The following is a 10,974-nucleotide window of genomic DNA, read 5'->3' on the forward strand; positions in this document are numbered from 1 at the left end:
CTTCGGCTGGGCGACGTGGTGATGGACCCGGGCAGGCCGGTCTTCCGGCGCCCGGCGACGTACGTACCGATCGCGCTGCCGGTCCTCCGGCTCGCCCCGTGCCTCTGGAACCAGGCGAGCAGCACCTACCAGGTCCGGTCAGGTCACGGATCGGCGGCTGCGTCCCGGTACAGCTCGGCCGCCTCCGTGCCCAGCACGACGCTGTAGGAGATGTCGTCCGTGGAGCCGCCCTGCTCGTGCCCGCCCAGGATGCCGACGACCTCCCGGTCCCCGTTGACCCACGGACTGCCGCTGGTCCCGCCCGAGAGGCCGGGGCACTCGATCCGCTGCTGGGTGCGGCTGTGCGCGGTCGGCTTGTTGGTGCAGCTGACCGGGGTCTCGCCGGAGTTCGGGTAGCCGGTGATGGTGACGGCGGTCGCCCCGGTCGCCATGCCGGCCACGAACCGGTTCCCGCCGACGGCGTCCTCGACGCCCTTGCCGCCCCGGTCCTCGAGGACGGCGAAGCCGACGTCGCTGTCCTCGTCCTGTCCCTTGGCCCACCCGTCGGGCAGGAACGAGCGGTGGACGGTCCACACCCCGTACGGCGCCCGCCCGTCCCGGTACCCCGGCACGAACACGAGATCCCCGCTCCCGTCCAGGCAGTGGGCGGCGGTGACGACGAGGTCGCGGTGCGGGCTGTGCACGACGGAGGCGGTGCAGAAGTGCCCGCCGGCCAGCGACGATCTGCGGTCGGCGTCGAAGAGCGCACCCACTCTGGCGCTCTGGCCCCCGGCCGCCGCGACAGCCGTCACGCCGAAGGGCCCGGGACCGTCGTCCGCGTTCGCGAGCGAGGACGAGGTGAAGGCCGAGACGAGGATCAGGACCATGGCGTACACGGGGCCGCTGATTCGGCTGTTGATACGTGAGGTGCGCTTCATCGGCCCCCACTGTGACCGACGAAGGTGAGAAAAAGGTCTGCCGTTCACCGAGATCTCTCCGTGAACGGCGTCCGCGGCACCTGGGGGGCGCGGCCTATCGGACCACCCGGCGACTCACCCATGCCTCCTTGCCCTCCGTTCCACACTCCCCCCGGGAACCACTCCCACCGTACTGGCGGACCGGTCCCGGCGCCTCCGCACGTCACTGACCTGTGTGTTTCCTGTGTGCGAGGTCAAGCCCCGCCCATCCCCGTCCCACTACCCGGCCATCGGCCGGCAACTCCCCAACCCGCTTCGGTAATGCGGAAGTCAGAACTCCGATTCGGTCTTGTTTGTCGCGTACTCAACAAGCGATGGTCTACGCGGGTCGCCGCCCCTGCCGGACCCCCCGGCAGTCCCCCCACCGCAGGCCTCTGCCCACCACTTCCAGGAGGCTGTACGTTGCGTACGACCACCCCCAACTCCCCCCACATATCCGGCAGATGGCGTCGTGTCAGCTCGGCCGCCGCGGCCACCGCGGCACTGCTGCTCGCCGGCGTCGGCACCGCCGTCCACGCGAACGCGGCCGCTCCCGCCACACCCACGCCGGACACCAAGGCGGTCGCCGCCCAGGTCGCCAAGGCGCATGTGCGGTACGAGAAGGCATGCGCCGCGACGCCGAAGAAGGGCTACGCCGCCTGCGACGCCCTCCGCGTCACCGGCGGCACCACCGCCTTCATGGAGAAGCAGGCCGCGCTCAAGGGCGTCACACCCAAGGCGGTCACGCCGGACGCCGCCGCCTCCGACCCCACCGGCTACGGCCCCTCCGACCTCCAGTCCGCCTACGGCCTCACCGACGCGGCCGCCTCCAGCGGCTCCGGCCGCACGGTCGCCATCGTCGACGCCTACGACGACCCCAACGCCGAGGCGGACCTGGCCACCTACCGCTCGTACTACGGCCTCAGCGCCTGCACCACCGCCAACGGCTGCTTCAAGAAGGTCGGCCAGACCGGCTCCACGACGTCCCTCCCCTCCGCCGACAGCGGCTGGGCCGGTGAGATCTCCCTCGACGTCGACATGGTCAGCGCGGCCTGCCCGAACTGCAGCATCCTCCTCGTCGAGGCCAAGTCGGCCTCCGACGCCAACCTGGGCACGGCGGTCAACGAGGCCGTCAAGCTGGGCGCCAAGTACGTCAGCAACAGCTACGGCGGCAGCGAGTCCTCGTCCGACACGACGTACGACTCCTCGTACTACAACCACCCGGGCGTCGCCATCACCGCCAGCGCGGGCGACAGCGGCTACGGCGCCGAGTACCCGGCCGCGTCGAAGTACGTGACCGCGGTCGGCGGCACCACGCTGTCGACGTCCTCCTCCAGCCGCGGCTGGACCGAGAGCGTCTGGCGGACCAGCAGCACCGAGGGCACCGGCTCCGGCTGCTCCGCCGACGACGCCAAGCCGTCCTGGCAGACCGACACCGGCTGCACCAAGCGCATGATCGCGGACGTCTCGGCCGTCGCCGACCCCGCCACCGGCGTCTCCGTCTACGACACCTACGGCGCCGACGGCACCGGCTGGAACACCTACGGCGGCACCAGCGCCTCGTCCCCGCTCATCGCCGCGGTCTACGCCCTCGCGGGCACCCCGGGCAGCAGCGACTACCCGGCCCAGTACCCCTACAAGGCGGCCGGCACCTCCGCCCTCAACGACGTGACCAGCGGCAGCAACGGCACCTGCACCACCAGCTACTTCTGCACCGCCGGATCGGGCTACGACGGCCCGACCGGCTGGGGCACCCCCGAGGGTGTCAGCGCCTTCACGGGCTGACGGCGGCCCGGGAGTACGTGGGGACTCCTCGGCGGCACGGAAAAGGGAACGGGTCACGGCAGCCGGCCGCGGCCCGTTTTCCCGTGCGCCCACCGCTGACTCTCCGTCACCGGGCGGACCGTGGCGACGAGTCGCGGTCGGCCCGCCGTACCGGGATACTCTTCCTCCGTCACCCGCAGCACAGGGGCCCGGCCACTCACTCTGCCCGACCGTCAGGAACGAATCGGGCCGTAATAGTGGTTAACGACGGAACTACACCCGAGGTTCCGCCCAGGCCTCATTGCCCGGCGTGACCTGCCGTGATACACAGAGTGACCTAACTGCTATTCGTACGAAACCCACCGGTCAATGGCGCCAAGTCGACATACGACGGCGGCATTGTCGGCGAGAATGAGCCTGTCCTCCGCGCATCCGCAGAGGACCGCGGAACTACCCACCAGGGGCGGTGACTTACATGCTCTTTGCGGCCGACAAGGGAGACATCAACACCATCATCGGCGGGATCGCTCCGGACTGGGGCCCCTTCGGCAGCCTGGGCAACGAGGCCAAGGTGATGGTCGAGGTGGTGATGGCGGTCGCCATCCTGCTGTGCCTCGGCATCGCCATCTGGGGCGCCGCGAAGCAGCGCATCGGCGCGACGGCGCTGCGCGACACCTTCAGCGCGGAACAGGGCAAGGGCCTCATCATCGCCGGCCTCACGGGCGTCTTCATCATCGGCTCCCTCGGCACACTCTTCACCATCGTGTACGGCATGGCCGTCTGACGTCCGCCGACGGCAGGCGCCCTGCAGTCCTCTCCAGGCCCGCCCGGCCCCCCTCGACCCCCACCCGCCCGTCGTGCCCACCGGCAGAGGTTGCGTTTCCCTGATGTCGAGTCACCACACCGCGCCCACGCGGGAACCAGCACGGCTACCGTCGTATGTCTACGAGGTGGAGAGGGCGTACGCGGTATGAGTCTCGGAGACGAGGGGCAGACCCGGACAAGGCTGCCCGAGGGCGGCGGTGACGTGTACGGAGGCGCACGGCGCGGCGGCCGCTCGTCCTCCCGGAGCCTGATCACCGTGGTCGGCGTGGTCGTCCTGCTGATCGCAGCGATCGCCTTCGCGAACCGTGGAGGAGACGATTCCTCATCCTCCACCGGCTCCGTCGACAAACCGAAGGCATCCTCAACAGCAGCAACCGGAACGAAGCCGGTCCAGTCCGGCTACGCACACGACCAGCAGGGGGCGCAGAGCGCGGCGGCGAACTACGCCACGGTGCTGGTCTCGGCCGACATCCTCAAGCCGGCCCGCCGGTCCGAGATCGTCCAGCAGGTCTTCGTCACCGACAAACAGGCCGAGCTCCAGGACAAGCTCGACAAGGCGTACTCCAAGGACTTCCTGAGCAACCTCGGCCTGGACGCGAACGGCAACGCGACGACGGGCCAGACCTACGTCTCACGCACCGTGCCGGTCGGCACCAAGACCACCAGCTACCTGGACAGCACGGCGTCCATCGACGTCTGGTGCACGGGTCTGTACGGCACGGCCGGGGAGCGTTCGACCAACCCGGTGACCAGCGACTGGTTCACCATGACGCTCCAGCTGCGCTGGGTGAACGGTGACTGGAAGGTCGACAGCTTCTCCCAGAAGGACGGCCCCGCACCCGTGCCCGGGGACAACAAGGCGTCCAGCGCCGACGAAATGGCCACGGCCGTCCAGGAGTACGGAGGCTTCACCTATGCCCGGTAGCCCGCGCCGCGTACTCGGCGTCGCCGCAGCCGTCACGGCCGTGCAGACCGCGGCCGTACTGCTTGCCACGCGGGCCGCCGCGGCCCCCTCGCCGTCGCCGACGACGTCCAACGACAAGTGCGACCTCATCGTCGGCCCCGCCAAGCAGTACTGCGAACGCGGCAACGGCGACAAAGGTACCGGCGGCTCCACCAGCCTCGACCCCACCGGCACCCTCGACCCCCTCTCCTCCCTCGCGAAGGGCTGCGCGGACGCCGCCTCCTGGACCATCGACAAGCTCAGCGGCGCGGTGAAGGAGACGGCGAACGTCGACTTCACGAACACCAAGTTCCTTCAGCAGTACGCCGTCGTCTTCGCCGCCTCCACCATCCTCACCCTCCTGCTGTGGCTGCTCGCCGTGGCCAAGCGAGCCGTCAGAGGCGTCCCCCTCACGACGGCCATCTCCGAGGCCATCGGCTTCCTCTGGCTGACGGTCCTCGCATCGGCCTTCACCCCCCTGATCCTCTACACCGTCGTATCGGCCACCGACGGCATCACAGAGGTCCTCGCCAAGACCACCGGCGACCAGACGGACACCTTCTTCGGCACGTTCTCCGGCGCCCTGAACAAGGGCAACAACATCGGCGGCGGCCCCATCATGCTGATCGTCGTCTCCCTGGTCAGCATCCTCGCCGCCGGCGTCCTGTGGCTGGAGCTCGTCATCCGCGCCGCGCTCCTGTACGTCGGCGCCCTCCTCGGCACCGTCGTCTACGCCGGCCTGGTCGACAAGAACCTGTGGGGCCACGTCCGCCGCTGGGCGGGCATCATGATCGCCGTGATCCTGGTGAAACCGGTCATCGTGATCGTGCTCGGCCTCGCCGGAGCGCTGTCCACCGACGGCGGCCCCGACTCCTTCTCCGCCGTCGTCTCCGGCCTCGCCATCATCCTGCTCGCCATCTTCGCCAGCGCGATGATCTACCGCTTCGTCCCCGGTTTCGGCGACGAGATCGCGAACGGCCGCAACAACCGCATCATGCAGGGCGCCGAGGGCAAAGCCGCCGCGGTCATCAGCTCCCCGGCCACCATGGTCGCCCAGGGCATCAAGACCCACAGCGCCCGCGCCAACGACAACGGAGGCGGCGGCCAGTCGTCCTCCGGCGGCGGCGCCCGCCCGGCCAACCCGGCCGGCGCCGGAGTCGCCGCGCACAGCACCCGGACGCCGAACGGCGGTGGCGGCGGATCCGTCCCGTCAGCCGCACCCGCACCCCGTTCGTCGAACCCGGTGAACACCCCGCACGCAAGCAGCACCCGCAACAGCAGTACCAACCGCACTGGAGGTGAAGGGCGTTGACGACCGAGTCCCACCTGTCCCATCCGGTCACGCCCCGACGTACCTATCTCATCGGCCGCGCCCGGCCGAACGCGATCGTCGGCCGCAACCGCGAGTCCGGCGAGATCGTGCTGATCATCGCGGGCGCGTTCCTCGGCATGATGTGCGGGCTCGTCGTCCCCGTCCTCTCCCTGCGCATCGTGCTGCTGATGGGCTTTCCGCTGATCGCGCTGGCCGCGGTCTACGTGCCGTACAAGCACCGCACGTTCTACAAGTGGTTCGAGATCAACCGCAGTTACAAGCGCACGCTGAAGCAGGGCACCCTGTACCGCTCGGGGGTCACCGAGGCCGGCACCCGGCTCGACGGCCGCGAGGTCGAGATCGGGCCTCCGCCCGGCATCGGCCGCATCACCTGGCTGGCCGCCCCGTTCGGGCCCGACGAGATCGCCGTGCTGCTGCACGCGGACCGCAGGACGGTCACCGCGGCCATCGAGATCGAGGGACCCGGCGTCGGCCTGCGCGACTCCGAGGACCAGGAAGCCCTCGTCGACCGCTTCGGCACCCTGCTCAAGCACGTCGCCAACGGCGACGGCTTCGTCACCCGCCTGCAGATGCTCGCCCGCACCCTGCCCGCCGACCCCGACGCGCACGCCAAGGACGTCGCCGTACGGGGCGACGAGAAGGCCCTGCCATGGCTGCAGGACTCGTACGACCAACTCCAGTCGATGGTGTCGACGAGCAGCGAGCAGCACCGCGCCTACCTCGTCGCCTGCATGCACTTCACCCGCGAACTCTCGGCCGAGGCACATGCGATGGCGCGCGCGGCCCGCCCGCAGAGCGGCCGCAAGCTGGACCGGGACGCGGGCCTGGCCGTCGTCATGGCCCGCGAGCTCACCGACATCTGCTCGCGCCTCCAGGAGGCCGACATCCGGGTGCGCCAGCCCCTGGGCCAGGGACGCCTCGCCTCCCTCGTCCACTCCATGTACGACCCGGACCACCCGATCGACCACATCCAGGCGATGACCAAGCGCAACGCCTGGCCGGCCGAACTGGACGCCATGGAGCCGACGTACCTCCAGGCCAAGACCCGCGAATCGTCCACCCGGGCCCCCTGGTGCCACGCCACGGCCTGGGTGAAGGAGTGGCCGATGACCCCGGTGGGCGTGAACTTCCTGGCCCCGCTGCTGGTCCACACCCCGGACGTCATCCGAACGGTCGCAGTGACGATGGATCTCGAGCCCACCGAGGTAGCCATCGAACGCATGCTGACCGAGAAGACCAACGACGTGGCCGAAGCCTCCCGCGCCGCCAAGATGAACCGCACCGTGGACCCCCGTGACATCGCCGCCCACAACCGCCTCGACCAGCGCGGAGAGGACCTCGCCAGCGGCGCGGCCGGGGTGAACCTGGTCGGCTACATCACCGTCTCCTCCCGCTCCCCCGAGGCCCTGGCCCGCGACAAGCGGACCATCCGGGCGTCGGCCGGAAAGTCGTATCTGAAGCTGGAGTGGTGCGACCGCGAACACCATCGCGCGTTCGTGAACACGCTCCCGTTCGCCACCGGCATCCGAAGGTAGGGACCACAAGCATGCGGGATCCGCTGTCCGTCCTCACCGACGCCTTCACGGCCTTCCTCTTCGGGAAGGTCGAGACGACCCGCCTGCCGGTGCGCACCTCCACGGGCCAGGCCCAGGCGGTCTACCTGCCGACGGCCGCGCCGGGCCTCGGCGACTCCGGCGTCATCATCGGCCGCGAGGTCTACTCCGGGAAGGGGTACATCTACGACCCCTTCCAGCTGTACGGCCAGCAGCTCCCGGCCCCCCACTGGCTGGTCCTCGGCGAGTCCGGCAACGGCAAGTCGGCCCTGGAGAAGACGTACGTCCTGCGCCAGCTGCGCTTCCGCGACCGCCAGGTCGTCGTCCTCGACGCACAGGGCGAGGACGGCGTCGGCGAGTGGAACCTGATCGCGGAGGAGCTGGGGATAACTCCCATCCGGCTCGACCCGACGGCCGCCCTGGACCACGGGATCCGGCTCAACCCCCTCGACCCGGCGATCACCACGACCGGTCAGCTCGCCCTGCTGCGGACCATCATCGAGGTGGCGATGGGCCACGGCCTCGACGAGCGCTCCGGCTTCGCGCTCAAGGTCGCGCACGCCTATGTCAACGAGACGATCGTCGAACGCCAGCCGGTCCTCACCGACATCGTCGAGCAGCTACGCCACCCCGAGCCGGAGTCCGCCGAGGCGATGAACGTCGCCACGGACGACGTACGCGCCTGGGGCCTGGACGTGGCGCTGGTGCTGGACCGTCTGGTCGACGGTGACCTCAGGGGCATGTTCGACGGCCCGACGACGGTCGGCATCGACCTCGACGCGCCTCTCATCGTGTTCGACCTGTCCCACATCGACCGCAACTCCATCGCCATGCCGATCCTGATGGCGATCGTCGGCGTGTGGTTGGAGCACACCTGGATCCGCCCCGACCGGAAGAAGCGCATCTTCCTGGTCGAGGAGGCCTGGCACATCATCAACAGCCCCTTCGTGGCGCAGCTGTTCCAGCGGCTGCTGAAGTTCGGCCGACGGCTGGGCCTGTCCTTCGTCGCGGTCGTCCACCACCTGTCCGACGTGGTGGACGGGGCCGCGGCCAAGGAGGCGGCCGCGATCCTGAAGATGGCGTCGACACGCACCATCTACGCCCAGAAGGCGGACGAGGCGCGGGCGACGGGACGGGTCCTGGGCCTGCCCCGATGGGCCGTGGAGATCATCCCTACGCTCACCCCGGGCATCGCGGTCTGGGACGTCAACGGCAACGTTCAGGTCGTCAAACACCTGATCACCGAGACGGAACGCCCGCTGGTCTTCACCGACCGCGCGATGACCCAGTCGTCCGCGGACCTCGCCGACGACGCGCTGCACGCCGCCGAGCTGGAGGCGGAGGAGCGCGCGGCCGCCTTCATGGAACAGCACCTGAGCGAGTACGAGGGCCCGTCCGAGTCGACGGTGGCGTAGGGGAGGGCAGGACGTGGTGAGACCGGACGACCACCGCAGACGGGGAGGCCGCGAGGGCCAGGGCGGCATCCCGGACGGCCTCCTGATCGGCATACTCGCCTTCCTGCTCGGCATGACGCTGCTGGTGTGGTCGGCCACGGGCTTCGCCGGCTGGTTCGCCAAGGGCAGCTGGCCGCACGGCGTCACCTTCACCCGAACCCCCCTGGCCATGCGCCACCTCATCGGCGAACCGCACGACGTCCCCGGTGCCTGGCCCGGCACCCCGAAGGCCCAGCTCTCCGGATACGGCCTCTTCTGGGGCCTGTTCATCGGGCAGCTGATGGTGCTGGTCGTACTGACGGTGTTCGTCATGGGGACCTTCGCACGCTGGCGCGCGGTCCACCATAAGCGGCACGTGGAACGGACGCCCGAGGAACGTACGGCGACGGATCGGACAGCGGTCGGGCAGGCCGCTCCGGCGGCCGCCCCCGCCCCCGAGCCCCTGCCGGCGCACCACGAGGTGCCGACCCCGCGGGCGGCACCACCGGAACCGGAGACCACGGTCCTGCACGAGGAGGCGGCCCCCACCACCCCCCTCTTCGGCGGCGAACCCGTCACCGGCCAGGAACGCCTCGTCGTGGCACCGAGGGAAAGCCGCCAGGCGACCGCGACCCAGGCCGTACGCGACGCGGAGGGCCCGGCCCTCGTCATCACCTCGAACCCCGCGGTCTGGGAGGACACCAAGGACGCCAGGCTGAAACTGGGCCCCGTCCTCCTCTACGACCCCGCCCACCTCTGCGACACCCCGGCCCGCCTGCACTGGGCACCCACGGCCGGGTGCGAGGACAAGCAGACGGCGACCGCCCGCTCCGCCGCGCTTCTCGCCGCGATCCGCCCCACGGCCAAGCTCGACCAGGCCCTGGCGGCGACCGCCGAAACGCTCCTGCGTTGTTATCTGCACGCCGCGGCCGTCGACGGCCGCACCACCCGCCACGTCCACCGCTGGGCCCAGGGCGCCCAGGTCCAGGACGCGGTACGCATCCTCCGCACGAACCCCAAGGCGGCTCCCGGCTGCGCCGGCGAACTCGAGGCCGCGCTCACCGCGCACCCCGAACGTCGCGACATGGCACAGGAGTTGACCGGCAGAGCACTGTCCTCCCTCTTCACGGTCAACATCCGCGAGGCCTGCACTCCAAACCGAACAGATGCCCTCGCCTTGGATTCCTTCGTCCACGAAGGGGGCACGCTTTATGTGGTGGGGGAATCCATCGAGGACCCCAGGACCAACCCGGGGGCGATGCCCCTCCTGACGGCTCTCGTCTCAAGCGTGGTCGAGCGCGGCCGGCACATGGCCGAACGGTCATCCTCCGGTCGCCTCGACCCACCACTGACGCTGGTGCTCGACGATGTGGCCGCCGTGGCTCCACTTCCCCAGCTCCCGGAGCTGCTGGCCACCGGAGCGGAGCGGGGCCTGCCGACCCTGGCCCTGCTCCGCTCACGAGAGCAGGGCCGCTCCCGCTGGCCGCACGACGAACTCCCGGTCTAGCGCGTCGACTTCGGCTCGTCAGTCGGCGTCCCGCTCGACGGCGAACTCCAGCTCGGACTCCCCGGAAGCCTGGGCCAGCGGCACGGTCACGCCGGTCGGCGCGAACCCCACCTTCCGATACAGCCGCTGGGCCCGTCCGTTGTCCTCGTGCACGATGAGCCGCACCCGCTCGGCGCCCCGCGACCAGGCCCACTCCAGGCCGGCGTCGAAGAGCACCTCGGTGAGCCCGATGCCACGGCACTCGGGCCGCACGAAGACGCCCACGACATGCCCCTGCTTCCGCTCCACCGAGAAGCCGGCCCAGTCGGTCGTGCCGGCCTCCTCGATCAGCACGGTCAGCGTCCCGACCCATTCCCCGTCCGGCCCCTCGGCGATGATCTGCTGAGCCCCGGACGAACCCTCGGCACCACCGACGGCCCGCTCCTGCCAGAAGGAGTCCGGCCGCGCCAGAGCCTCGTCGTACGTCTCCAGGAAAGCGAGATGCGCTACGGGATCCTGCAGCGCGGCAAGCCGCAGCGCCCTCACCTCCGGCCACTCGTCGGCGTGTATGGAACGGACCTTGTAGTTCATGTCCGCAACGGTAGCCGAACGCAGAAAACCCCCGAACCGGTATCCCCGGCCGGGGGTTTTCTCAAGATTTGTTCGGCGGCGTCCTACTCTCCCACAGGGTCCCCCCTGCAG

Annotated in this window: 9 protein-coding genes; 7 read left to right on the forward strand and 2 right to left on the reverse strand. The window is 70.1% G+C overall.

All coding sequences use genetic code 11. The features are described 5' to 3' along the window. Positions 1-143 precede the first annotated feature (143 nt). Complete coding sequence (locus ACIBN2_RS22825) at positions 144-917, reverse strand: trypsin-like serine peptidase (protein ID WP_399136653.1); 774 nt, start codon at positions 915-917, stop codon at positions 144-146. A gap of 441 nt (positions 918-1,358) precedes the next feature. Here ACIBN2_RS22825 and ACIBN2_RS22830 point away from each other — a divergent pair, with 441 nt between their 5' ends. From ACIBN2_RS22830 to ACIBN2_RS22860, 7 genes are all read left to right on the forward strand, one after another. Continuing rightward, positions 1,359-2,720: a peptidase S8 gene (locus ACIBN2_RS22830; RefSeq protein ID WP_399136654.1), complete on the forward strand. Its 1,362-nt coding sequence runs from the start codon at positions 1,359-1,361 to the stop codon at positions 2,718-2,720. A 454-nt stretch (positions 2,721-3,174) separates the two neighbouring features. After that, positions 3,175-3,483, forward strand: a complete 309-nt coding sequence (locus ACIBN2_RS22835; RefSeq protein WP_037622434.1) for a hypothetical protein — start codon at positions 3,175-3,177, stop codon at positions 3,481-3,483. Between the two features lie 186 nt (positions 3,484-3,669). Then, positions 3,670-4,449, forward strand: coding sequence for a hypothetical protein (locus ACIBN2_RS22840; protein WP_399136656.1), 780 nt, complete (start codon positions 3,670-3,672; stop codon positions 4,447-4,449). Then, positions 4,439-5,779 carry a hypothetical protein gene (locus ACIBN2_RS22845; RefSeq protein WP_399136657.1) on the forward strand — a complete coding sequence of 447 codons (1,341 nt, stop codon included), beginning with the start codon at positions 4,439-4,441 and terminating at the stop codon, positions 5,777-5,779. The genes ACIBN2_RS22840 and ACIBN2_RS22845 overlap by 11 nt, the downstream gene beginning before the upstream one ends. Further along, positions 5,776-7,335 carry an SCO6880 family protein gene (locus ACIBN2_RS22850; protein ID WP_399136659.1) on the forward strand — a complete coding sequence of 520 codons (1,560 nt, stop codon included), beginning with the start codon at positions 5,776-5,778 and terminating at the stop codon, positions 7,333-7,335. Before ACIBN2_RS22845 ends, ACIBN2_RS22850 begins: the two co-directional genes overlap by 4 nt. A gap of 11 nt (positions 7,336-7,346) precedes the next feature. Continuing rightward, entirely contained in the window at positions 7,347-8,768 is a 1,422-nt protein-coding gene (locus tag ACIBN2_RS22855; RefSeq protein WP_399136661.1) for an ATP-binding protein, read from the forward strand. A gap of 16 nt (positions 8,769-8,784) precedes the next feature. Next, positions 8,785-10,293, forward strand: a complete 1,509-nt coding sequence (locus tag ACIBN2_RS22860; RefSeq protein WP_399136708.1) for a TraM recognition domain-containing protein — start codon at positions 8,785-8,787, stop codon at positions 10,291-10,293. Between the two features lie 18 nt (positions 10,294-10,311). Here ACIBN2_RS22860 and ACIBN2_RS22865 read toward each other — a convergent pair whose 3' ends face one another. Beyond that, positions 10,312-10,863, reverse strand: coding sequence for a GNAT family N-acetyltransferase (locus tag ACIBN2_RS22865; protein WP_399136663.1), 552 nt, complete (start codon positions 10,861-10,863; stop codon positions 10,312-10,314). Between the last annotated feature and the right edge of the window lie 111 nt (positions 10,864-10,974).

It is taken from the genome of Streptomyces sp. NPDC050534 (assembly GCF_044457745.1).
Taxonomy (GTDB): Bacteria; Actinomycetota; Actinomycetes; order Streptomycetales; family Streptomycetaceae; genus Streptomyces.

Coding starts and splice junctions, on each gene's coding strand:
- ACIBN2_RS22825 (WP_399136653.1), bottom strand. CDS start 917: ATGAAGCGCACCTCACGTATCAACAGCCGAATCAGCGGCCCCGTGTAC.
- ACIBN2_RS22845 (WP_399136657.1), top strand. CDS start 4,439: ATGCCCGGTAGCCCGCGCCGCGTACTCGGCGTCGCCGCAGCCGTCACG.
- ACIBN2_RS22855 (WP_399136661.1), top strand. CDS start 7,347: ATGCGGGATCCGCTGTCCGTCCTCACCGACGCCTTCACGGCCTTCCTC.
- ACIBN2_RS22835 (WP_037622434.1), top strand. CDS start 3,175: ATGCTCTTTGCGGCCGACAAGGGAGACATCAACACCATCATCGGCGGG.
- ACIBN2_RS22840 (WP_399136656.1), top strand. CDS start 3,670: ATGAGTCTCGGAGACGAGGGGCAGACCCGGACAAGGCTGCCCGAGGGC.
- ACIBN2_RS22865 (WP_399136663.1), bottom strand. CDS start 10,863: ATGAACTACAAGGTCCGTTCCATACACGCCGACGAGTGGCCGGAGGTG.